This is a genomic window from Mesorhizobium sp. M0195, assembly GCF_040322115.1.
Taxonomy (GTDB): domain Bacteria; phylum Pseudomonadota; class Alphaproteobacteria; order Rhizobiales; family Rhizobiaceae; genus Mesorhizobium.
The window spans coordinates 70,064-93,142 of sequence record NZ_JAMYSV010000007.1 but is presented as its reverse complement, the minus strand read 5'-3'; the positions used below and the strand labels follow the sequence as shown (position 1 = coordinate 93,142).

Here is a 23,079-nt window from a genome sequence, read left to right as displayed (position 1 = left end):
CTGAAGGAACTCAGGCCATCGGCTGGCATGCGGCCAAGAACCTGTGGGCGATGATGAGCGGCGAAGGACGTGCCGATATCGTCAATCTGCACGCGCGTGCAGCGGACGGTCAGGTTCTGGAATGAACTAGCCAGAAAGGTGCCCTTCCGCTGGCGAGCCCCATCTCGGCCGATTATACAATTCCACTGTCGGCCAACACCGTCCCGTAGTGCCCAAAGCCAGATTGTTCAAGCTTGGCAATAAGACTCGGCGCCATCAAGCCAAATCGACACGATCCCAGGTAGGCAAAGCCCTGATTTCGTTGAAATATTGAATAGAATCCTCGTCGTGTCGAATATTGCAAGCCTCATTTTGACGTTGTGACATCGTCAGGTTAAGGTTAGAACCTACATTAGGTCGAGAGAGGTTTGTTCGCATCGCCACAACGTCTAGTGTAGTTAGTATGCATCATCACATTGATCGACGATGCTTGTGAATTGGCCAAAAAATCGAGGTTCTTGCTGCGTACCCGATCGAAGAGGTTGCTGCCTTGTTTTGTAGCGGGCCGTTATCGGCCCGGTTTGGGATTGGGTCTGGCGGAGGATTGAATGTCCGAGCTTAGTGCCACCGCCCGCAAGGTCTCGATCGACAGCGTGGAAGCGCTTCGCGAGGCGGTCGCTGGTGCGGATTTCGATATCGTCCAACTTGCAAGAGGCAACCTGACAGGATCGTTGACGCATCTAAGCATCGGAAGCTTCTCCATGAGCATTGGCCGGTTCTCGTCCGCCGTTCGCTCGCGCGGCGTCGTTAGCCCCGACAGGCTGACCTTGGCAATGCTCCTTGATGGGTCCAACCCAAGATACAGCTGGAGCCACGATGTAATCCCCGGAGACATAGGGGTCTTTCCGCCGCGCCTCGACCACGAGAGCGTCTATCAAGGCCCGGCATCATACGCGACCATCTCGATGTTGCCGCCTAACATCGCCGAGATATTCGCCGATGAGAACCTGTCTCAAGACTTATTTAAAGTCGCGGACCGCTATCGCCTTCCCACACAGATCAGAGCGGAGATCCGGAAACGCTTTCTCGCCATCATCGCACAGGTAGAGCCAAGTACGCTTGAGTTATCGCCCGCCGCCGCTGATTTCCTGATGCGGTCAATCAAGGAGGTGTTCGCGATGGGCATACTTCAGTGCATGCCGCCGAGACTTCCCGTTCCGATCCATCACGGTGCTCAGCTTGTCAACGACGTCGAAAATCATATGGAATCGGCAGGTGTGCGCCCTGTCCACATCTCGGAAATCTGCGGCGCCTTTCGGGTTTCAAGACGTACCCTTCACAGGGCTTTCCTTGAAACCCTAGGCATAGGGCCGATCGGCTACCTTCGGCGAAAGCGGCTGTGCTCGATCCAGGCAATTCTCAAACGAAGCGATCCGGAGATGACGAATGTTTCGGACATCGCCATCGAGCATGGTTTCTTCGAACATGGCAGATTTTCTGGCTACTATAAGGCACTGTTTGGCGAAACTCCTTCGGAGACGCTTCGGACTGGCGCCGGGTGATTTCGACCAAGTTTCTGGCCAGAGCCGGATTTGAGCACGGCTAACGAGTGGCACAAACTGCACAAGACGATGCGTTTGGATCGGCGTACCATCAGCTTGTTTGAGTAGGTGTGATGCGAGGGATTACTGGACACTTGACGGTAAAAAGGACCTGAGCGGCGCGCCAGCACTTGATCTAAGGCAGAACTATCAGAACAGCGTCGGCATTTATGCCCGACGTAAGTTCTAGTTCTGTTTTACGGGAGGCGCACTATGGGCCATTCATTTTCCTACCTCGCCGCCACGGGTGTTGTGACCATCTGCACTCTGTCGTCCGGTGCCGGAGCTCAAGAGGCCAAGGATACTTCGGGAACAAATCCTGCCGTGTTGAGCAGGACCTTGGCGATCTCGAACGAGTATCGATTCCTGCCTGGGGATGATTATTACGATCTCACCAACCTGCGCTACACGGAGCCATTCTTCGACGGGAAGGCATCGGTCCGACTGACGTTGCCGTTTGATGCAACGAACCTGACAGGCGAGAACCAGTTCGGCATCGGCGACATCTCGGCAAAGCTCAACTGGATCCCATACATAAGCCGGCAGCAGGCGTTCATTCTCAGCACCGAGATTTTCGCGCCCACTGGCTCCGAGGATGTTTTCGGCAGCGGCAAATGGGTCGCCGCTCCCGGACTGACCTGGGTCTATTTTGCCAGCCCTGAAATAATTGTCGCCCCCGCCTACATCCATAGCCTTTCGTTTGCCGGCGACAGAGACCGCGCTGACGTCAATCGCGGCGATTTCGACCTCTACGTCGTCTACAAGCCCCACGCCAAACGCTGGTGGCTCACCTCGGATGTGACCGCCAGCTACGATTTCGATGCCAAGAAAGCACCCATGTCCTGGGAGGTCGCCCTGGGCTTCAATCTCGGCAAGCTGGCTCGCGGCGGGGCCATCAACGGGTACATCAGACCCGGTATCGGTATCGGCAACGATCGCCCTTACGACTTCAACATGGAGGTTGGCGTTTCGCTTGTCAGTTTTTAGCGAACTTGAAGCACGGCTTTGGTCGTCAGGCATGCAAGCGAGGACGCAAAAGACAGATTGGAGGCTCAAATGGCCCGATTTCAATTACGTGCGGCGACAGCGTTGACACTATTCACGCCCGTCCAAGCTGCCGCTCCAGCCACTGGAAGGCCTCGACATCGGTTCAGACAACATCTCGGCAGTGGCCCGGACCACAAATCGCCGTTCGAATTCGGCGGCAAGATCCACGGGGTGACAATCGCAGTGCAGAAATGAGCGGCATTTGACCTAAGCCCGCGATCCCAACCGGCAGCACCACCGGCGGTGCAGCGAATGAAATGAAGACCGAGGGAGAACAACTACCGCCGGCGTTGGAAAAGGTGCCAAGACAGGAGGAAATCCGATGTTCACGACCACTGTAAATCGCCTTCGCAATCTGGTGACCGTCTTTGCGACTGCGGGTATCGCAACGCTCGCCCAGACGACATTCGCCCAGAGCCAGGATGCATCGCCTCCCGTTGGCTCATTCTCTTTGCCTAGGCCGGATTTCCATTTCAAGGGACAGGTCGGCCGCACATATCTTGACTCCGACCCAGCAACCTTCCCACAGATCGTGCGTCCGCCAAAAGGCGCGCCCAACATCGTGCTGATCCTTCTCGACGATGTGGGCTTCGGGCAGTTCAGCGTGTTCGGCGGTGGTGTGCAGTCGCCAAACATGGAAAAGCTCGCGGCGCAAGGTCTGCGCTACAATCGCTTCCACACAACGGCGCTGTGTTCGCCGACGCGAGCCGCCCTGATCACCGGACGCAATCACCACATGACAGGCAATGGCAGCATAACCGAAGCTGCTACAGGATATGATGGCTATACAGGTATCATTCCGAAGAGCGCCGGCACTGTGGCAGAAATACTTCGGCAGAACGGCTATGCGACCGCCTGGGTAGGCAAGAACCACAATACCCCAGTGTGGGAAACAAGCGAAATCGGTCCGTTCGACCGCTGGCCCAATGGGCTGGGCTTCGACTATTTCTACGGCTTCAATTCCGGGGACACGAGCCAGTACGAGCCGATCCTTTACGAAAACCACAACCGCGTTCCGCGGTCGACCGATCCCAACTATCACCTCTCCACCGACATCGCCGACAAGTCGATCGCCTGGATGCAAAAAGTGAAAGCGATCGACCCGGATCGGCCATTCTTCCTCTACGTCGCTCCCGGTGCGACCCACTCGCCGCACCAGGCGCCGAAGGAGTGGATTGACAAGTTCAAAGGCCAGTTCGACACTGGCTGGGACCGCTACCGCGAGATAACTTTCGAGCGGCAGAAGAAGCTCGGCGTCATTCCGGCAAGTACCAAGCTCACACCGCGACCAGAGGGTCTGCCCGCGTGGGATTCGCTCAATGCCGAGCAGAAACACCTGTACGCCCGAATGATGGAAGTGTTTGCCGGGTATGGCGCCCATGTCGAGCACGAGATGGGACGCGTCCTCGATGCTGTGGCGAAGCTGCCCGATGCCGACAACACATTGATCATCTACATCGTCGGCGACAACGGCGCGTCGGCGGAAGGCGGCATCGAAGGCTCGACCAACGAGAATGCCTTTTTCAACAGTGTACTGGAGACGTGGCAGGACAACCTCAAGGTCATCGACGAGCTCGGCGGCCCGAAGCACTTCAACCACTTTCCGTCGGCCTGGGCGTGGGCCATGAACACGCCGTTCCAGTGGACCAAGCAGGTCGCTTCACATTTCGGCGGCACGCGCAATCCAATGATCGTTTGCTGGCCGGCAAAGATCACCGATAAAGGTGGCCTGCGCGGCCAGTTCCATGACGTCGTCGACATCATGCCCACTCTGCTGGACGTGGCTGGCGTGCAGGCGCCGGACGTTCTCAATGGCGTGCCGCAAAAGCCAATTGATGGCATCAGCATGACCTACACGTTCGGCGACGCGAAGGCTCCAGACCGTCGCAAATCTCAAGTTTTCGAGATGGGCGTCAACCGCGGCATGTACCAGAACGGGTGGATGGCCTCGTCGCTATCTTTCGTTCCCTGGCAGCCGGTTCGCACTGGCTTCGATATCGATAAGGCAAAGTGGGAATTGTACAACATCGACGAAGACTTTTCCCAGGCTGACGACCTTGCCTCGAAATATCCTGAGAAGCTCCGAGCTTTGGAAGACTTATGGTGGGCCGAAGCAGCACGCAACAACATCCTGCCGCTAGATTGGCGCGGCCCTGAGCGAATGTCAGCCGAACTAACCGGAAAGCCGAGCCTTGCCCATGGCCGCAAGACGTTCGTCTATGAGACCCCGCTCGTAGCGCTGCCTGAGGCCTCAGCGCCCGACCTCAAGAACAAATCCTTCACCATTACTGCAGAAGCAGAGATCCCACCCGGCGGTGCCGACGGCATGATTTTCACCCAAGGTGGCTTTACCGGCGGTTGGGGCTTCTACATCGAGCAAGGCAAGCTGGTTGGTCTGCACAACTATGTGGCTCTCGAACGCTACCGCGTCGTCTCGACCGAGCAAGTTCCGACCGGCAAGGTCACTCTGGAGATGGACTTCAGATCCGACGGTGGCGGCATGGGTAAGGGTGGTGAGATCTCACTCCTCGCCAACGGCAAGAAGATCGGCGAGGGTCGGGTCAATAAGACGACGCCCTTCAAATATTCCCTCTACGAAGGGCAGGATATCGGCGAAGACAGTGGCTCACCAATCGACTTTAGCTACACGCCGCCATTCAAATTTACAGGCAAGCTCGGCCGGGTGACGGTGGACTTGAAATGAATGACCTGATCCGGCTTCCCCGTGGTATTGTTGATATCTGGGAGGACCTGTCGTTTCTTGGGAGGGACGAGATGATCAAATCCAGATCAACTGCATGCCTCCTTGCCACGGCGACCGTCTTTGGAGCTTTCGCTTCCGTCCAGGATGCAAGGGCCACCGAGGCGGTAGCTGGGCGGTATGTGCCCGGCGCTTTCGCTGGCCCAGGCGCGGGCATTGTGCCGCCGACGCCGGGCGTCGCCTATTGGGCGGTCTCCAACGTCTACTACCATGGCGAGGCAAGCGGCCAGATTCCGTTCGGCAATGGATCGGTGGCGGTCGGCATGAGCGGCGATGTCTGGGCTACGGTTCTGGCGGGGATCTACGTGCCCCCATTGCACTTGCCGGGCAACTGGACCTACGCCGTCGAGGTCGCCGTCCCTATTGGCTGGACCGGAGCAAAGGCCCAGGTCGGCCCCTTTGGGGTGGATCAGCAGGTCGCCGCGCTCGGCGACATCGCTTTCGCGCCGGTCGTGCTTGGCTGGCACAACGACGCCATGAACACCTGGGTATCGGCATCCCTGACGATTACGGCACCAACCGGTGAATGGAAGCAGGGTGACCTGGCCTTCATCGGCCTCAACTATTGGACATTCAGCCCGGCCATCGGGTTCACCTATCTCGTTCCCGAGCACGGGCTGGACTTCTCGGCCAAGTTCGGCGTCGACATCAACACCAAGAACCCCGACACCGACTACTACAGCGGCGCGACGGCTCACCTCGATCTTTCGGTCACAAAGGACATTACGAAGAGCCTGTCCGTCGGGGCGATCGCAGGCTTTCTGGACCAGATTGAAGACGACCGCGGTGCATTCGCCGACACCCACAATGGCTTCAGGGGCCGCTCCATCGCGATCGGCCCGCTGGTCAAATACAAGGCCACGTTCGGAGAGAAGACCGAGGTCGATTTCACCTTGAGATGGGCCCATGAGGTCGAGGTCGAAAACCGCATGAAGGGAGACGCGGTCTTCTTTGACGTCGCCGGGAAGTTCTGAGCGGTCGGGTGAGGCGGTGCGCTCGCCGTGATGGCAACACGTTGACCGTGCGGACCGACGATGTGAGTGCCTGTTTTTAGGATCATTTCGATGAGCACCGATACCCTTGCCGAAGTCTTCGATAGCGCCGCGGCCGAGCCGCCTTTTCCGGGTATGCTCTGGATCCCCGGCGGCACCTTCCTGATGGGCTCGGACAGCCACTATCCGGAGGAAGCGCCGTCACACCGGGTCAGTGTCGACGGCTTCTGGATGGACAAATTCACCGTCACCAATCGCGACTTCGAACGATTCGTGGCGGCAACAGGCTATGTCACCCTGGCTGAGAACCCAGCCAATCCCGATGATTATCCCGGCGCCTTGGCGCACCTCCTGGCTCCATCCTCGATGATGTTCAGGAAGCCGGACGGTCCGGTCGACCTCAGCAATCACTACAATTGGTGGGTCTATGTCCATGGGGCCAACTGGCGCCACCCCCGGGGGCCGGCCAGCACGATCAAGAAGCTTGCAGAGCATCCCGTTGTGCATGTTGCCTACGAGGATGCAGCGGCATTTGCCGAATGGGCTGGCAAGGAACTTCCCACTGAGGCCGAATGGGAACTCGCAGCGCGAGGCGGCCTCGACGGCGCCGAGTACGTCTGGGGCCACGATCTTACGCCGGACGGCAAGCACATGGCCAACACCTGGCAGGGAGAGTTTCCCTACCGGAATGCTGTTGACGACGGTTTTGAATATACTGCCCCGGTAGGTTCATTCCCTGCCAACGGCTTCGGTCTTTACGACATGGCCGGCAATGTCTGGCAATGGACGACCGACTGGTATCAGGAACATAAGGCGATCGACAGCCCGTGCTGCACGGCCGTTAATCCGCGCGGAGGCAAGCGCGAAGCGAGCTACGACGCCCGGCTGCCCGATGTGAAGATCCCGCGCAGGGTCACCAAGGGCGGCTCCCATCTGTGTGCGCCGAACTACTGCCGGCGCTATCGGCCCGCGGCGCGAATGGCGCAACCGGTCGACACTTCTGTCTCTCATCTCGGCTTTCGCTGCATCGTGCGCAGAAAGCTGGATTGAACGGTCAATAGCACAATCCATAAGGATACTAACAATGCCGCCCGCCGTCGCGATAGTCCGTCGAATAAATCTGATCTACCTCATCCTTCTTGCGGCGCTAGTGACCATACCCACCTTGGCGGGCATGGACTTCTCGGCGGCGAAGTCGATAGGCGGTGCGGTCGCGGTAACAGCCGACAACTTTACCCGAGCTGAGACGGATTCCTATTTCGCCAACATCGTCAAAGCAGCTGATGGCTTGGGCAAATTCTTTCATCGACGCGAAATTGAGCCGATCGACAATCAAATCGTCATATGCGGCAATCGCGACACGCTGTATTCAGCAGCGGTGTTTGACCTCGACGCAGGACCAGTAACGATCAATCTGCCCGTTTCCGGTCAACGCTTCATGTCTCTCATCGTGATCGACGAGGATCAATATACGCCAGCCGTTTTTTACGGCGGGAGTCATAGCTTTACGCGGGAGCAAATCCGCACACGTTACCTGATGCTGGCGTTGCGAATCTTTGTCGATCCGAACGACCGCGGAGACCTTGAAAAGGTGCATGCACTACAGGACGCCGTGAAACTCGACCAGCCGGAGCCGGGCAGCTTCGAAATACCAAATTGGGATCCTATTTCCCACAAGAGGGTGAAGGACGCCGTTTTGGTGCTTTACGCCACGGTGCCCGACCAAAACCGGATGTTTGGCACCAAGGCGCAGGTTGATTCTGTTCGTCGCCTTATCGGAAGCGCCGGCGGTTGGGGAGGAAATCCTGACAGCGAGGCCAAATATCTTAACGTCACTCCAAACCAAAACGATGGCAAGGCCGTCTATCAGCTCGTTGTCTATAACAACGTTCCTGTCGATGGGTTCTGGTCAATCACGGTCTATGACGCGGGAGGCCGCTTTCAGAAGAACGAATACAACGCGTATTCGATCAACAATCTCACTGGAAAAAAAGCTGCTGACGGTTCGGTCACAATCCAATTTGGCGGTTGCGACGGCAAAGTCCCGAACTGCCTCCCAACCATGCCGGCCTGGAACTATATGGTCCGGCTCTACCGTCCGCGCCCAGAACTCCTAAACGGAATTTGGCGGTTCCCGGAGTCGCATTTGGTGAACCGAGTTACGCTGCCGAAGGCAGAACTTTGGTGGTTCAGGCCTGAATTTGAAGGATCTTCAGCATATCGCCAGTGCGGAAGTTCTCCTTGGGACAAGTGCTAGTCAATGTACAAGCGGCTTAAGAAAATAGTTTCGGTTTTGTGTCTGCTCACGCTGACTGCGTGCGGAGGGGGACCGCAAGGCGTCCTAGCGCCAGTCGCCGCGAACATGTCGGCGTCGACGTCGGAGGTAACGATGTTGGTGGCGACCAGCCGCAAACCTTCCGGCGATCCTGCAACTCTGTTTACAGGCGAACGCAGCCCGACACTTTCGTTGACCGACTTGACGATTTCAATTCCCCCGAACCGGGTATCCGGCACGGTCGAGTGGCCGAAAAAGCTGCCGCCGAATCCCCAAAAGGAATTCGCCGTCGTTGCCGTGAAGAACCTTTCGATTCCCCAGGCGGGCGACTGGCTGCACTCCCACAATTCGAACGGTCATGTCCTCGTGTTCGTCCATGGCTTCAACAACCGCTATGAGGATTCCGTTTTTCGCTTTGCGCAATTTGTCCATGACTCGGGGGCAAAGGTCACACCCATTCTCTTCACCTGGCCATCGCGCGCGAGCGTGCTCGACTACAACTACGACAAGGAAAGCACCAACTTTTCCCGCACCGCATTCGAGCGAACATTGAAGGCTTTGGCCAATGATCGCACCGTCACGGACATTACGGTCATGGCTCACTCGATGGGGACGTGGCTCGCCATGGAGTCGCTCAGGCAGATGGCATTGCAGGACGGGCGGGTGACTCCCAAGGTCAAGAACGTAATTCTTGCATCTCCCGACCTTGATGTGGACGTCTTCGGGCGCCAGTGGACCGAACTCGGGCCGGAAAAACCCAAGTTCACGATCATGATCTCGCGGGACGACCGGGCGCTTGCCATCTCGCGTCTGATTTCTGGCGATGTCGATCGGGTGGGGCAGATTGATCCGTCAAAGGAACCGTACAAATCAAAGCTGCAGGCAGCAGGGGTTACGGTAATCGACCTCACCAACGTAAAGACGGACGATCGTTTAAACCACAGCAAGTTTGCCGAGAGTCCTGCAATCGTGGCGTTGCTGGGAGCTCAATTGGCCTCCGGTCAAATCCTGACGGACTCGCGAGTAGGCCTTGGCGACGGACTAGGCATGGTGATTGCCGGCACTGTGGGAACCGTAGGCAAGGTCGCGGCAACGACGGTCAGTGCTCCCATCGCGATGGTGGAGGGAAAAGGAAGCACCCCCGCCCCCGATCAGCTCGGTACGATTCTAAAGCACGATCCGGCGGCGGAATGATGCCGATCCGGCGGAAGGCTCGTCATAATGAGAGGATTGATCATGTTCAGAGGAGAAAGTGACGCTTGCGAGCGCATCCGAGCTGTGAGCGCCATTTCGCGAAGTGCCGCGATAGGAGCACAACATCGCTGAAGCGCATCCTAACGTCAGCGCTTCGGTTTGTTCTCGCCCAACATATTGGGCCACAGCAGTTCGTGACAGAGCACCGGCTGAATCATTGTGCTGCCATGTCGCGACTCCCGTAGGAGGCGAGACAGGTAAAGCTAAACGGAGGAGCAAACACATGACAAAGGATAGAAATAATCCAAGTCCCGTCCGGGTCAATAGACGCTCTCTTTTGCTGGGCGGCACCTCCTTGGCAGCCTCGGCACTGGGGGTAGCCGGCGCGAGTCAAATCCAAGCCGCGCAAGCCCAGAACCAGCCCGCAAATTCTTCCTCGGGGCGACAACCGAATATCCTCGTGATTTGGGGCGATGACATCGGCTGGCAGAATGTCAGTGCCTATGGGATGGGCACGATGGGCTACACCACTCCCAATATCGACCGCGTCGGGTTGGAGGGTATCCGGTTCACCGATCACTATGCTCAGAACTCCTGCACCGCAGGCCGAGCATCTTTCATCACCGGCCAGTATCCGATCCGCTCCGGAATGGTGACCGTCGGGGTGCCGGGTGACAAACTTGGCCTGCAAGCGGCATCACCTTGCTTGGCGGAGGTGCTGAAGAAGGCCGGCTACGCCACTGGTCATTTCGGCAAGAACCACCTTGGGGATCGCAACGAGCACCTGCCGACAGCGCACGGTTTCGACGAATTTTTCGGCAATTTGTACCACCTGAATACCCAGGAGCAGCCCGAGTATCGCGACTACCAGGAGTTCGCCAAAGCATATCCCGGTGGGTCGAAAGCCTTTGCAAACAAGTACGGGACGCGTGGCGTGCTGCACTCAGTCGCCAGCGACACGGACGATGTCACGGAGGATCCACGATTTGGTCGCATCGGCAAGCAGATCATCGAGGACACCGGACCGCTCACCATTGAGCGGATGAAAGATTTCGATGCCGCCGAGGTCATCCCTAAAGCGTTCGATTTCATGAAAAAGGCGAACGGCAGCGGGAAGCCATTCTTCGTTTGGCTCAACACCAGCCGCATGCATCTTTACACCCACCTGAACGACAAGTGGCGCTATGCCGCCGATAAATACACCTACGATGAAGATATCCACGGCAGCGGGATGCTCCAGCACGACCATGATATTGGCCTCGTCCTCGATTGGCTCAAGGAGAACGGGCTCGAGGACGACACCATCGTTTGGTACTCGACCGATAACGGGCCGGAACATTCATCCTGGCCGTGGGGCGGGACAACGCCGTTCCGCGGCGAAAAGATGACCACCTACGAAGGCGGCGTGCGGGTGATTTCGATGCTGCGCTGGCCGGGCGTGATCAAGGCTGGCCAGGTTCTGAACGGCATTCAGGCTCATATGGACATGTTCACCAGCTTCGCTGCGGCCGCCGGCGAAGCTGGTGTTGTTGAACTGATGAAGAGTGAAAAGAAACAGTATATCGATGGTGTCAACAATCTAAACTATTGGACAGGCAAAGCGCTGGATAGCAGCCGAACGAATTTCTTTTACTACTACGAAAGCAAGTTAATGGCTATCCGAATCAGTCCGTGGAAGGTACATTTCCAGACACGCGAAAACTACTACGATATCATTAGACCACAATTGATATTTTTTAACATTCGAGCTGATCCATTCGAGAGTTACGACAGCATCGATTCCTTCGGTCATCTGGAGCAGAGGGTATCGTGGCTGTTCCAGCCAATGAACGAACTCGTCGGCGAGCACCTAAAAACACTCGCCCAATATCCGCCGGTGCAAGGCGGAAGCTCATTCGACATGTCAAACGTTGTCGAGGATTTCTTGCGGAAGTCGCAGCAATAGCCGCGCAGTTGAGTTGACGCTGCGCATCTATTGACCAGGCGACGCCATCGTTAAACTAACCTAGCAGCCCCCAAAGTGAAAAAGGTGCCTTAGACAGAGGAGAAAGCTGAAATGAACACCGTTCTCAAAACGATTGCCATAGTTTCGACCTTGGCAGTGGCACAGCCCGCATTTTCTTTTCCTACAGATGTACGACCGTCCGGTGAGCAGTGGACTCGCCCCTTCGCAGAGCCGGTGGTCCGCAGAAAGGTAATCAGGCCGAGAGTGGTACGTCCGAGGCCGAACGTGATTATCAGGAGAAACGTGGTGGTACGGCCGGTTCGTCGTTGGGTCCGCAGGCCATATTTTGGAGCCATTGTGGCTGGAGTAGCATTGGGGACAATCGTCGCCGTAGCGGCCGCATCTGTGCCACCCCCTGCACCTTCTGCAGATCTGTGTTGGTTCTGGTCGAACAACGCCAGAACGAGAGGATACTGGGACTACTGCGTAGCGCGATAACGCTGGCAAGCTTCCCCACAAGCTGTGAGAACCGGGGAGAAAGTGACCGTGTTCCTCGATGGTGGCCGCACGACAGGTATGCGCGGAAACCGGCGCTGCGCGCAAGCCCGATCTATAGACTGACGACGTCTGCTTTTAGTAAGCGGCAGAGCTTCCCTCAACGGCTGAAATTAGGCGCGAAGCAGCCATTCGCAAACCCGAATACACATGCCAATTGCTGGAAGCGCATAAACGTTTCAGGAAAAGGCCCATTCCTCATCGGTCGGCCCAATCAGCCCGTTTCGCAACCGGCTGTGAAGTTCATGCCATGACGGGTCAGTCACGAAGCCTCTCATGCTTCCACATGCCTCGGCGAAGGAAATGTCGCTCAAACGGTCGATAAGATCACTCATCGCGCCGTTCCTGCAATTTAGGAATAGCTCAAGCGGATCATCATCACACTCAATTACCCGATGTCCCCAAGCACCCGGTACGTCGTCGGTTGCGAGAGCCCGCCGAAGATCTTCATCCACGCCTGCGGCCTCGAGCGCCCGGCAGACGACATAGCGCATCAGGGGGTAGTAGATCGGTTGATAGCTGCCGCCAAGCGCGCGCACGCCGGGCAGGATCGACAAAACCAGAAACATCATCAGGAGATTTGGGACAAGGCTGCGGTTTGCCAGCCGCTCGAGGATGTCGGGGGCTGTGAAGCACGCCACCTTTATACCGGTCGCAGGGTCGATGAGTTCTCCGGCCACCAAACGCAGCGGGAGGCGTTTGCCATTTTCATAGAACCAGAAGAAATCAGTACCGCGCGCGAGCCAGCCGCTCCAGGGGCCGGACGCGAGCCCGTCGAGGCCGGCAAGGATATTGTAGGCGAACTTCGGGTCTTCCAGCAGTCTCATGCGTAGCCAGGAATTTTCGTCCGACAGATGGTCGGCCACCAGGTCAGCGATATCCTCGTCGTCAATCTGCAGGAAGGCAAAGCGGCCTCCGAACATTTTTGGCCAAAGCATGAGATTGGCTGCCTTGATGGCGTGCGCGGGCCGCTCGAATTGCGTCTTCGGCAGAAGGCTACGAAGCAGCGTGAGCGCGTCTCCCTCAGTGTTCGGCTCCCTCGGTAACAACTCGAACCTGTAGGGTCCCGGCCCGGCTAGCAGGCTGTATCCGATCATCCGGCTTCGGCTGAGGCCGAAGACGTTGACCGGCTTCCCGCCAACGGTGAGCCAGCCTGGCCCCTTGCGTGCCCTTTCAACGAGGTTCACCGTCGAAACGGCGTAGGAAACATAGGTCGAACAGCCATGCGCCGAGAGACCAAGGAGGCTGAAGATATGCGTGTAATAGGCTTCTGGCTCCATGAGGAGAAACAAATGAGGGCCTGTCTGCAACACGCGGCGCCTTTCGAAATCCCTGCAGATTTCCGAGGCGGAATCGGTCGATAATCCGTTTCGTGTCGCTGCCTTCCTGATGATGTCGAGTAGTTTGGTGAAGGCTCGAAACCGGATTTCTGGCACGGACCTGGAAGCTGGCGCCTCGAACAGGCGAAACGCATAATCGCGGATCGGCCGGGAATGGTATGGGCTCATCCAGGGGTAGAGTGCCGTCAGCGACCCCAGGACTGCCTGTTTCGCATCTACGCCTGCTGTTAGCTCTTCCACCTCACGATTCACCTTTTTCTTGTGTCTGAATTACACCGACGCTCAAACACGAAATACTGATGAGGAGCACCACTCCGAAGCTGAAGAAAATCGTCGAAGGAAATGCTCGATCTCCTACAGCGGCGGCGATGCCGAAGACGAGTAATCCGAGCGCCACGGCCACACTGTGCATAATGCCTTTTGCCCGGCCCAACAGATAGACCGACACTCGCAACTGCAATGTGACTTCAACGCTGACGCGTCCAAGATTGTACAGAAATCCGAGCGCGGCAAAAAGGATCACTGTCCAGGGCGTGCGCACAGATGTCAGCGCCATGAGGACCAGCGCCGTTAAGCCCAAAAGCATGAGATGCCGCGCGTGGGTACTCATCGCTCTTTCAATCCGGAATAGAGAGACCGCACCGATCAGTGAGCCCACCGACCATGCAGCCTCGAGGTAGCCGAAATCCACGGCGGTACCCTTCTGCTCCTGGAAGACGAAGCTCGATCCCATGACGCTGACAAGCACCGCGCTTGTATAGAGAAGCGCGTAGACGACAATGAGACGACGCAGGCTTGGATCGAATTGTGCTGCCGAGATTTTGGCGATGCGGACATCGCGCGAAACCGGTTCCAGCCGCATCAAGGCCAGGCAGCCGGCTGAAAACAGGAAGAAGGCAGCAAGAACGGTGAATGGCAGGGCTGGGGAGCGCTCATGCAGCAAAGGCCCTGCAAGCAGAGCTGCGCCGAGATTGCCGACCTGCATGACGAAGAAGACGGCGGAATTCGAGGCTACAGGATCCCGGCCGTCAGCGATCACGGGGATCATTGATTGAGAGCTCGTTAGCGCGACACGGTCGCAAAACGAAAACAGGGCCGCTGACAGGCAGATGATCAGAAACACGTCCATGTAGAGGAGCGCGCAAGCGGTAGCCAGCATAACGACGAAGCGGCTGAGGTCTGCCGCAACGTTCAGGCATCGCCTGTCAAATCGATCCGCCGCTACGCCGGCCAGAGGGCTCGCGATGAATTCGGCAATGCTTGCGATCGCAAGGAACGTCGCCACGCCGGCGGTCCCGTACCCTCGCTCGACGAGAATCCAGGCGGATGCGATGTAGTAGCCGTTTCGGGCAACAGCCGCCGATAGCGTGCTGGCCAGGAATCCGAGGCAGGGATTGGACCGGCCGGCCCGTCCTTTGCCATGATGAATTCGAACCAGGTTTGACATGAGCGGCGTATCCCGGGCTGACCGCCGATGGATACCTTCTTCCGCCAAGCCTGCTTTACTGTGATGTTGGGGATTTCCGATACTTGCTGAGAACCGACAGGCGGCGACCTAGATTCTGCACTTACGACGAAATTCCGTCGGGCCCGCACCGAAAGCCCGCTTAAAGGCGGTCGCGAAATGGCTCGAGCTGCCGAAACCACATTCCATCGCGATTTCCGTCGCCGACAGATTGGTCGATCGCAGCATGTCCGCGGACTGCTCCAACCGTCGCTGCGCAATGAATGCGTGCGGCGTCATGCCTGTCGACTGCTTGAAGGCCCTCCAGAAATGGAACCGGCTAACCCCAATTTCTTTTGCCAGATCGGCGAGCGTAGGTCTGCCGTCCGACAACGTCTCGATCATTCCCACCGCTCGCTTGAGATCGAACGATGACAAACCGCCTTTTGCCGGCTCCTGATGGAAGCCGTTCAACCTTAACATTTGCCCGAGCAATTGCGTGGCCTGGCACTCCACCATCGTTGCGCTGATGGGGTCAGGCTGCTTGAGCTCCAAGGCAATCCTCTGCAACGCCAACTCTGCAGTGCCGTCCCGAAATCCGATCGAAGGCGGCAGCACTGCCGGGCGATGGCGAGCCATTCCCGCAAACACCTCGTCGGCGAACCCTTTTTCAATCGAGACCAGGAGGTAGGAAGCGGTCGCGTCCCCCTCGTCCCACCCATTCCAATCACTGCCGGCGGGCATGAAGATTATCGAACCGGCCCGGCGCGGCAAAAAGGCAATCCGGCGCCCGTCCACAATGTCTTCTCCGCGGCACGCTGTGCCCTTCAGATTCATCAAGAACACATGGTTTGGCTGGAGGATTCTTGTCTCCTGGCGCTCAAGCCCGGTTCTTTTGACTACGTCCGCCCGCACGCTCCCCCAATTCTCATACTTGTGGGCAAGCGATTGGTGCCGTGAACGGCGATTCTCGGTCGGGTCGAGGGCAAGAGTATTCACGTATCGACAGCCTCCTTACTGGCGAGTGGCCAGTCGTTGCATGATGTGGCGAACCATGGGTTGCTGAACAACACGCGAATAACTCTGGATTGGTAGAAGATGTGACTTTAGCGAAAAAATGGCAAACGAGTGAAAGCCGCCTGTATCCGGCAGGCCTACCAGTTGGCTCAGCCAATACTTGAGCCAGGTGAAATATTAGACTCCACTTATCTTAGTGGAATTTCCCCCATCGACGTATCGGCATCTCACCAATGGAACGGTGCTGGAGGCATACTGCGATGCGTGGACTCGACGACTTTCTAACTGAGTGCGACCATGGCCCACGGATCAACGGACTAGCCGGCTTTTTCGCCGCTACCGCCGCTGGCAAGAGCGGGATGCCAATCCGCAAGCCGGTCGCCGACGCCCGCCTTCTGCCGAGCGATGAACCGCTGCGCGACCTGGTCAGCCTGCATGCGGCACGACAAGGTTTTTTCGACCAGCACTATCACGGCAGCATTCCTTACAGATTGGAGGAAGAGTGCCGGATGGCCTACGCAGTGCTGAAATATGCACGGCAGCGTGGCGCTCCGCTTGCGCTATACAGCCTTGGGACAGCGGAAGGCACGATGGCGCGAACATTGTCGGAACTGTCCGAGGGACAAATACGCACGCTGTCGTGCAGCCCAAACGCGGAAAATTACAAGTGCTTCATGGCCTATGGCGAACCGCCGCACGCCGACTTCTTCATTGGCCCCTTTCATAGGTTGACCAAGGACGTCCTGAGCTCGAATCCGCGACTGGCAAATTTCGCTCACGGGTTCGATATTATTCTGGAAGATACGACCTTCCAGATGTACTCGCCCAACAGAGCAAGTCAGATCGAGTTCGTAACCCAGCACCTCAAGGCGGACGGAATCTTCGTCTTCGTCGAGAAGTTCCGGGCAACCGAGGAGCCGGACTACAGGCGTCGCGAATATCAAAAGGATTTCGGCTTCAAGGCGCGCTATTTTCCCCCAGACGAAATCGAGAAGAAGCAAACCCTCGTTCTGGATACGATGTTCGGCAATGAGGTGACTTTGGCAGAGATGGCTGACGCAATACGCGCGCATTTCAGCTACTGCTCCCTGACGTGGAACAGCGGAAATTTCTGTAGCCTCGCGGCGAGCAATAGCGAGAAAAACCTGAACCGGTACCTCTACCAGATGACCACTCCAGCCATTCCGCACGAGTACGTCTACGAAACGAGCTTGTATCCGACTCTGCCCGTTAGCGTCCCCGCCGCGCAGGAATAGGCTCCTGCGCCTTGAGACAGGTCAACAACACGCTCCGCCGTTTGGACCATGTCTTCGCAGCTGTCGATCATGGTAGCCTCAGGCAGGCCGCAAGAGTTCTCAGAGTGAGGGAATCCTGTGTCAGCCGCAACATCGTTGCTCTCGAGCAATTGCTAGACATGCAGTTGTTTGACCGCGACGTCCATGGCGTTCGGCTGACCGAGGCGGGCCGGGCCTGGGTCGATCTTGTCCGGGCCCATTATGAAGCCTTGCAGGATGCCTTGGCTGGAGGTAGTCGCGGTCACCAGGATTCCAAAACGGTCAGGATAGGGTTATGCGCCCAAATGGGGCGCACTTTCGTGGCACGTCTCATCGATCGTTTTGGCCATTTGCATCCGGACGTATGCGTCTCGATCGAAGACGTTCCACTCGAGCAGTGCCTTGCGGCTATACGCCGCCGGCGCCTCGACATCGTCTTCACGCACGGACTCGAGAACGCCGCCCTATGCCGTAGCGAGATATTTGCGCACGAGCGCTTGTTCGTTCTACTGCCCTGCTACCATCCGCTTGCTGAAAGGCCTGCGGTCACATGGGCAGATCTTGCAGATACGTGTCTGCTGGTTTCAGGCGGATCCTCCCGGGATCTGCGTTTGCTGGAGCATATCGCTGCAAATGGTGGCCCCACTGTCCAGATATGTCGCACCAGCGAAGCAACGGTCATCCTCAAGGTGCAACTCGGTCAAGGCGTCACTCTGGCGGGCGAGGGTTTTGCCAGGACAGTCGCCATCGACGCCATGGTTTGGAAACCGATCAGTGGCCAGAGTAGCGTCAGTTCGATCAAGGCAGTGTGGCTGGAATCGAACCCAAAGCGCGCGCTTTTGCGGCTGGTTGGGACCGCAAGAAACATGGTGGCAGCAACGCGACCCAGGCCCACCCCTGTCAATGCAGGAAGTACGGAACGCCGCGGCGCGATTTCTGAAGTCACGCCATGACTCGGAGGCGCGACCGTCGCGGTTCGACTTCAGTCGTCCGGCCCTTAGCCACTTTCGGAACGCTTTGCCCTGGCAAAGCCCCGATCCGTCGCAATGAACCTCTCCAACATCGCAACGATAAGGCGCGGCGCATCGGCTGGCCGTTGCCCCGCGTCGCGGCCGAGTATCTCGGCATAGGCGGTCAGGTCACGATGCAGTGCCGCGGGGAGTTCCACCATGACCTTGACGGGTTTGTCGTCGGTGATCGGTCCCAGTTTCAGCTTGGCCATTTCAGCCTCCGTAAGGTTCAAGCACGAGATCGCGCGTGACGATGACGCGCACCGGGAATCCCGGTCGGATGGTGAGCGTCGGCGCTATGTTGAGCTGCCGCTGGACGATCTGCTGGCCGGTCTGGCTGATGCTGTCGGAAGCACCCTGGCGCAAAGCGCGCATGATGTCGCTCTCCTGGTCCGACGATCCTGCTTGCGCCCCGATGCTCAGAACCGTGGAAAGTGCTGCAGCCTTGAAGAGCTCGCCCCAATGATAGTCGACGCCATCCTTGAGGCCAGCATAGCCCTCGGCGTCCGCGCCAGGCTCACGTTCCAGAACGATGGAGCGGCCGTCTGGAAAAATCAGTCTGGTCCATACCAGCAACACGCGACGCTGGCCGAAGCCGACACCATTGTCATACTGGCCGATGAGGCGCGTCCCCTGCGGAATGAGAAGGATGTGGCCGGTTGGGCTGTCATAGACATTCTCCGTTACCTGCGCGGTGATCTGACCCGGCAGGTCGGAACGAATGCCGGTGATGAGGGCGGCTGCGATGACGGCGCCCGCCTGCAGGACGTTCTTCGACGCTGGCGGCGCAACACGATCCGACGAGACGGTGCGCTTGTCCGGCGGCTGATTGAGGAACGCGAGTTGGCGATCCTGCGCCGAGGGCATCGCTGGTTGCGGCGCGAGGCCAAGGCTGGCGAGGTCGGTCTGTGGCATGGTGCCTGTCGTGCCTGTTCCAGGCTGAGCGGCGGTCGCGTCGCTTGCGGGCCGCGTTTGCGTGGACGCAAACAGACGCGCGGTCCTCGCCGCTTCCAGTTCCTGCTCCCGGCGCTGTTCCTCCGGGTCCGGTCCAACGGGGCCTGTCGATGGCGCGGGGCCGCCATTTTGCGCGTTGAGGATCGGGCGGCCGAAATCGCCCGGAAGCGCTGGGCCAAGCTTCGGAACGCCGGCATAATCCTTTGGCAGGCCGGCGAGCCCATCGGGGGTCGAACGATTATCGGTTGAATACAGCTCCTGACCCTGGCCTTGCTGACGGTTCTGCAGCGCATAAATCAGCGTCCCGCCTACAGTGAGGCTTGCGGTGAGCCCCAATGCGGCCAGCGCCTTGCGGGACAGACGTGTTACGCGCGGCGGCTCCGCGCGCAGCCGCATGGCCGCCGGCTCGCCCGTCAACGGACGGGCGCGATCTTCGGCTGACTCCACCCTTTCTTTGTCATTTATCGGCCCCCGGGCTTCTTCCTTCCCGGGATCCATTTTGTCGCTCATGATGACGACCCTCCCCTGTCTGTTCGGAGGTACGTCGCTGGCGGGGTCTCACCAGGGCCACGCATCCAGGAAAATCGACTGCTCCTAACCCCATCGGTACGTGAGACGCGGACGCGCTGCTGCTTCTTGCCGGCGCCGAAGCGCAACTCGGCGGCGGCAAACAGCCGGTCGACGATCATGTAGTTTCCGCGCACGCGAAAGTTGACCAGCTCGGAAGTGTCGCCTTCTGGCCCAACCACGAAGACTGGCGGCATCTCGCCCTGGCCGATGCCCCGCGGGAACTCGATGAACACCTGCTTGCCATCGTCGAAGGCGCGCAGCGGCCGCCACGGTGCGCGATCGCCAGTCACCTCGTAGCGGAAATTGACGCGAGAAAGATCGATGCCCGTCGAGACCGGCTGTGCAGCCTCAGCCTGCTGGTTCTGCCTGCGCAAGGCGATGAGTTGGTCCTGCGGGTATTGCCAGGAGACGGACGCCATATAGGTCGACGGCGTCGAGCGCAGCTCCATGTGATAGGTACGCAGATCGGTATTGATGACGAGATTGGTGAGAAGGTCGGCGCGCGTCGGCTTGACGAGGATGTGGACCTGCTTGGCCCCGCCCGTACCGCTCTCGGTATCGCCGATGATCCAGCGCACGGTGTCGCCGGCGGCGACGGGACCGGAGCCGACGAGCTGCTCGCCGGGCTGGAGCGCGATGTCGGTGATCTGCCCCGGCGAGGCATAGACCTGATAGAGCGCGCCATCGACGAACGGATAGACCTGCATCGAGTTGATGAACCCGTTGCGCACAGGCTGGACGCGCGCGGCGGCATTGGCCAGGTTCACGCGCGCGGCCGGATCGGTCGGTTCCAGCTCCGGCTTTGCCTCCTTGCCGACCGGCTTCAACTGGCCGGGAAGCGGCAGCGGCTTTGACAGCTCGACCACCTTGACGGGTGCGGGCGGATCGACGGCCTGCACGGCCGGGACCGGATCGTCATAGGAGATCTCCGGCGGCTTCTGCCTGGTGGCACAGCCCGCAAGCGCCGATGTGCAAAGCAGAAGTGCCGCAAAGGCCATTTTGCGGAAGGCCGGCATTGCGTGGATGAGGAAAGCCGGACGCCCCCAGGGGGCGGCTTTGCAGAGTGCGGGCGTCATTGTCCAAGCTCCTTCGACCAGTTGATGGCGTTGATGTAGATGCCAAGCGGGTTCTTCCTCAGCGCATCGGCGTCGCGCGGGGGCTGCACGACAATGGTGAGAATGGCGGACCAGCGCTCCGTGGAAGCGAGTGAGCCATCCTGATAGCGGCGTTCGACCCAGGCGATGCGGAAGCTCACCGGCGATGCGCGGATGACCGACGACACGTCGACGGCGACTTGCTGCTTGCCGACCTTGGTGAACGGGTCATTGGCGCGCGCATAGTCGTTGAGAGCCAGCGCCCCGCCCTGCGTCGCGAAGTCATAGGCGCGCAGCCAGTTCTGCCGCACGATGACCGGATCGGCGGGGATCGACCTCACCTGTTCGATGAAGTGCGCCAGGTAGAAGGCGATCTGCGGATCGTTCGGCTGATAGTCGCCGACTGCGGGTCCCACAGCCTGCGCCTGGCCGAGACGATCGACCTGCACCACCCAGGGCACGATCGAGCCGTTGGCGGATTGCCAGACGAGTGCTGTGGAGAAGCCGGCGGCGAGCGCCAAGCAACCGAAGGCCATGGTGCGCCAGTTGCGCGCCTGCACACGAGCCGAACCGATGCGCTCGTCCCAGACCTGGGCAGCGCGTTGGTAGGGCGTCTCGGGTTGTGGGGATTTGCCATAGTGCGTGGACGGTCGTTTGAACATGCTCAGTCTCTTTCAGAGAGGTTGATCGAGGAGCCGCCGCCATGGCTGTCGCCACTGCGAACGGCGTGGGCGGCGGCCTGGACGCCATGGGTCATCTGTTGCGAGCGCTTCATGCGCTTCGCCCAGGCTGGCTGACTTTCGGTTGCGGAGGACGCGACGGGTGCGGAGCCGGCTTCGGGCGCGTTCGCGCCGATTGTGCCAGCCGTGGATGACCCGCCCGTCGTCTCGAAGGCAGCGCGAGCGCCGGACTGGTAGCTGTGCTTCATGCTGCCTGCCGCATTATTGGCCGCGCGCTTGAGCGGTGAGATGGCACCTTGGGCACCGGCGCTGATGACACCGCCGAGCCCGGATGCAACCCCGGAAAAGCCTGACTGTCCCGCCGCGCCGAGGCCGTAGGCTGTGGATGCCCTGCCCGCAGTGGCGGCACCGCCACGGGCCGCCGCTGCAGCACCGCCGCTGACAGCCGCACCTCCGGACACGACGGCGCCGCCGGCCGCTGCGCCCACTGCTGCCATGCCGCCGGCGGCGAGCCCGGTGCCGACCGCCGCACCCGCGCCGAGCTGCGGGCCGCCAGAGACGAGGCCGTTGGCAATGCCAGGTCCAAATATGCCAAGGCCGAGCAGCGACAGTGCGGCCAGCACGATCGCCATGGCGTCGTCGATCGACGGCGTGGTCCCGCCGAATCCGGAAGTGAACTCGGAGAAGAGGGTCGAGCCGATGCCGATGATGACGGCGAGCACCAGCACCTTGATGCCGGACGAGATGACGTTGCCGAGCACCCGCTCGGCCATGAAGGCGGATTTGCCGAACAGACCGAAGGGAATCAGCACGAAACCGGCGAGCGTCGTCAGCTTGAACTCGATCAGCGTGACGAAAAGCTGGATCGCCAGGATGAAGAAGGCCAGCAGCACCAGCGCCCAGGCGAAGAACATGCAGGCGATCTGGATGAAGTTCTCGAAGAAGGACCAATAGCCCATCAGGTCCGAGATCGAGTCCAGCAACGGCCGGCCGGCATCGAGCCCGGTCTGCGCCACCTTGCCCGGGCGCATGAGATCGTTGACGGTAAAACCCGTACCCGAGGCCTTCAGGCCAAGCCCGGCGAAGCTTTCAAAGACGATGCGGGCGAGATTGTTCCAGTTGGAGATGAGATAGGCGAAGACGCCGACGAACAGGGTCTTCTTGACGAGGCGCGCCATGATGTCGTCGTCCGCGCCCCAGGACCAGAAGAGCGCAGCCAACGTCACGTCGATGACGATCAGGGTCGTGGCGATGAAGCCGACCTCGCCGCCAAGCAGGCCGAAGCCGCTGTCGATGTAGCGCGTGAAGACTTCGAGGAAATGGTCGATGACGCCCATGCCGCCCATG

Annotated in this window: 18 protein-coding genes; 10 read left to right on the top strand and 8 right to left on the bottom strand. The window is 59.1% G+C overall.

Annotation, left to right across the window (positions count from 1 at the left end; translation table 11 throughout):
- Positions 1 to 587: 587 nt before the first annotated feature.
- The 8 genes from NKJ12_RS16265 (at position 588) to NKJ12_RS16230 (ending at position 11,794) form a co-directional block, all read left to right on the top strand.
- Positions 588 to 1,541 carry a helix-turn-helix transcriptional regulator gene (locus tag NKJ12_RS16265; protein WP_352703848.1) on the top strand — a complete coding sequence of 318 codons (954 nt, stop codon included), beginning with the start codon at positions 588 to 590 and terminating at the stop codon, positions 1,539 to 1,541.
- Positions 1,542 to 1,793: 252 nt separating this feature from the next.
- Positions 1,794 to 2,567: a transporter family protein gene (locus NKJ12_RS16260; RefSeq protein WP_352703847.1), complete on the top strand. Its 774-nt coding sequence runs from the start codon at positions 1,794 to 1,796 to the stop codon at positions 2,565 to 2,567.
- A gap of 382 nt (positions 2,568 to 2,949) precedes the next feature.
- Positions 2,950 to 5,331, top strand: a complete 2,382-nt coding sequence (locus NKJ12_RS16255; protein ID WP_352703845.1) for an arylsulfatase — start codon at positions 2,950 to 2,952, stop codon at positions 5,329 to 5,331.
- Between the two features lie 71 nt (positions 5,332 to 5,402).
- Positions 5,403 to 6,362 carry a SphA family protein gene (locus tag NKJ12_RS16250; RefSeq protein WP_352703842.1) on the top strand — a complete coding sequence of 320 codons (960 nt, stop codon included), beginning with the start codon at positions 5,403 to 5,405 and terminating at the stop codon, positions 6,360 to 6,362.
- Between the two features lie 90 nt (positions 6,363 to 6,452).
- Entirely contained in the window at positions 6,453 to 7,430 is a 978-nt protein-coding gene (locus NKJ12_RS16245) for a formylglycine-generating enzyme family protein (RefSeq protein ID WP_502905712.1), read from the top strand.
- Positions 7,431 to 7,464: 34 nt separating this feature from the next.
- Positions 7,465 to 8,637: a DUF1214 domain-containing protein gene (locus tag NKJ12_RS16240; protein WP_352703840.1), complete on the top strand. Its 1,173-nt coding sequence runs from the start codon at positions 7,465 to 7,467 to the stop codon at positions 8,635 to 8,637.
- Between the two features lie 3 nt (positions 8,638 to 8,640).
- Positions 8,641 to 9,849 carry an alpha/beta hydrolase gene (locus NKJ12_RS16235; RefSeq protein ID WP_352703837.1) on the top strand — a complete coding sequence of 403 codons (1,209 nt, stop codon included), beginning with the start codon at positions 8,641 to 8,643 and terminating at the stop codon, positions 9,847 to 9,849.
- A 283-nt stretch (positions 9,850 to 10,132) separates the two neighbouring features.
- Positions 10,133 to 11,794 (top strand): arylsulfatase, encoded by a 1,662-nt coding sequence (locus tag NKJ12_RS16230; RefSeq protein ID WP_352703836.1) that lies wholly within the window; start codon positions 10,133 to 10,135, stop codon positions 11,792 to 11,794.
- A 734-nt stretch (positions 11,795 to 12,528) separates the two neighbouring features.
- On the opposite strand, the gene NKJ12_RS16225 is transcribed toward NKJ12_RS16230, so the two are convergent.
- From NKJ12_RS16225 to NKJ12_RS16215, 3 genes are all read right to left on the bottom strand, one after another.
- Positions 12,529 to 13,941, bottom strand: coding sequence for a hypothetical protein (locus NKJ12_RS16225; RefSeq protein WP_352703834.1), 1,413 nt, complete (start codon positions 13,939 to 13,941; stop codon positions 12,529 to 12,531).
- Complete coding sequence (locus NKJ12_RS16220; RefSeq protein ID WP_352703832.1) at positions 13,931 to 15,136, bottom strand: MFS transporter; 1,206 nt, start codon at positions 15,134 to 15,136, stop codon at positions 13,931 to 13,933. Before NKJ12_RS16220 ends, NKJ12_RS16225 begins: the two co-directional genes overlap by 11 nt.
- A 108-nt stretch (positions 15,137 to 15,244) precedes the next feature.
- On the bottom strand, positions 15,245 to 16,132 hold the full coding sequence (locus NKJ12_RS16215; RefSeq protein ID WP_352703829.1) for a helix-turn-helix transcriptional regulator: 888 nt from the start codon (positions 16,130 to 16,132) through the stop codon (positions 15,245 to 15,247).
- 278 nt (positions 16,133 to 16,410) lie between these two features.
- On the opposite strand from NKJ12_RS16215, the gene NKJ12_RS16210 reads away from it, so the two are divergent.
- On the top strand, positions 16,411 to 17,406 hold the full coding sequence (locus tag NKJ12_RS16210) for a class I SAM-dependent methyltransferase (RefSeq protein ID WP_352703827.1): 996 nt from the start codon (positions 16,411 to 16,413) through the stop codon (positions 17,404 to 17,406).
- 11 nt (positions 17,407 to 17,417) lie between these two features.
- Positions 17,418 to 18,377, top strand: coding sequence for a LysR family transcriptional regulator (locus NKJ12_RS16205; protein WP_352703824.1), 960 nt, complete (start codon positions 17,418 to 17,420; stop codon positions 18,375 to 18,377).
- 44 nt (positions 18,378 to 18,421) lie between these two features.
- Here NKJ12_RS16205 and NKJ12_RS16200 read toward each other — a convergent pair whose 3' ends face one another.
- The 5 genes from NKJ12_RS16200 to trbL are packed head-to-tail and all read right to left on the bottom strand — an operon-like array spanning position 18,422 to position 23,078.
- Complete coding sequence (locus NKJ12_RS16200) at positions 18,422 to 18,646, bottom strand: DUF2274 domain-containing protein (RefSeq protein ID WP_352703822.1); 225 nt, start codon at positions 18,644 to 18,646, stop codon at positions 18,422 to 18,424.
- Between the two features lies 1 nt (position 18,647).
- Positions 18,648 to 19,898 (bottom strand): TraB/TrbI/VirB10 family type IV secretion system protein, encoded by a 1,251-nt coding sequence (locus tag NKJ12_RS16195; protein ID WP_352703819.1) that lies wholly within the window; start codon positions 19,896 to 19,898, stop codon positions 18,648 to 18,650.
- Positions 19,895 to 21,034 carry a P-type conjugative transfer protein TrbG gene (gene trbG, locus NKJ12_RS16190; protein WP_352703817.1) on the bottom strand — a complete coding sequence of 380 codons (1,140 nt, stop codon included), beginning with the start codon at positions 21,032 to 21,034 and terminating at the stop codon, positions 19,895 to 19,897. The genes NKJ12_RS16195 and trbG overlap by 4 nt, the downstream gene beginning before the upstream one ends.
- The gene (trbF, locus tag NKJ12_RS16185; protein ID WP_352703815.1) at positions 21,031 to 21,714 is read right to left on the bottom strand and encodes a conjugal transfer protein TrbF; all 684 of its coding nucleotides are present in this window, start codon (positions 21,712 to 21,714) and stop codon (positions 21,031 to 21,033) included. The genes trbG and trbF overlap by 4 nt, the downstream gene beginning before the upstream one ends.
- Positions 21,715 to 21,716: 2 nt before the next feature.
- A complete protein-coding gene (gene trbL, locus NKJ12_RS16180) occupies positions 21,717 to 23,078 on the bottom strand; it encodes a P-type conjugative transfer protein TrbL (protein WP_352703813.1) in 1,362 nt (453 codons plus the stop codon).
- Between the last annotated feature and the right edge of the window lies 1 nt (position 23,079).

Bases quoted from the DNA above. Each gene is read 5' to 3' on its own strand.
- NKJ12_RS16240 (WP_352703840.1), top strand. From the start codon at position 7,465: ATGCCGCCCGCCGTCGCGATAGTCCGTCGAATAAATCTGATCTACCTC.
- trbF (WP_352703815.1), bottom strand. From the start codon at position 21,714: ATGTTCAAACGACCGTCCACGCACTATGGCAAATCCCCACAACCCGAG.
- NKJ12_RS16265 (WP_352703848.1), top strand. From the start codon at position 588: ATGTCCGAGCTTAGTGCCACCGCCCGCAAGGTCTCGATCGACAGCGTG.
- NKJ12_RS16260 (WP_352703847.1), top strand. From the start codon at position 1,794: ATGGGCCATTCATTTTCCTACCTCGCCGCCACGGGTGTTGTGACCATC.
- NKJ12_RS16255 (WP_352703845.1), top strand. From the start codon at position 2,950: ATGTTCACGACCACTGTAAATCGCCTTCGCAATCTGGTGACCGTCTTT.
- NKJ12_RS16195 (WP_352703819.1), bottom strand. From the start codon at position 19,898: ATGAGCGACAAAATGGATCCCGGGAAGGAAGAAGCCCGGGGGCCGATA.
- trbG (WP_352703817.1), bottom strand. From the start codon at position 21,034: ATGACGCCCGCACTCTGCAAAGCCGCCCCCTGGGGGCGTCCGGCTTTC.
- NKJ12_RS16250 (WP_352703842.1), top strand. From the start codon at position 5,403: ATGATCAAATCCAGATCAACTGCATGCCTCCTTGCCACGGCGACCGTC.
- NKJ12_RS16230 (WP_352703836.1), top strand. From the start codon at position 10,133: ATGACAAAGGATAGAAATAATCCAAGTCCCGTCCGGGTCAATAGACGC.
- NKJ12_RS16200 (WP_352703822.1), bottom strand. From the start codon at position 18,646: ATGGCCAAGCTGAAACTGGGACCGATCACCGACGACAAACCCGTCAAG.
- NKJ12_RS16235 (WP_352703837.1), top strand. From the start codon at position 8,641: ATGTACAAGCGGCTTAAGAAAATAGTTTCGGTTTTGTGTCTGCTCACG.
- NKJ12_RS16220 (WP_352703832.1), bottom strand. From the start codon at position 15,136: ATGTCAAACCTGGTTCGAATTCATCATGGCAAAGGACGGGCCGGCCGG.
- NKJ12_RS16245 (WP_502905712.1), top strand. From the start codon at position 6,453: ATGAGCACCGATACCCTTGCCGAAGTCTTCGATAGCGCCGCGGCCGAG.
- trbL (WP_352703813.1), bottom strand. From the start codon at position 23,078: ATGGGCGGCATGGGCGTCATCGACCATTTCCTCGAAGTCTTCACGCGC.
- NKJ12_RS16210 (WP_352703827.1), top strand. From the start codon at position 16,411: ATGCGTGGACTCGACGACTTTCTAACTGAGTGCGACCATGGCCCACGG.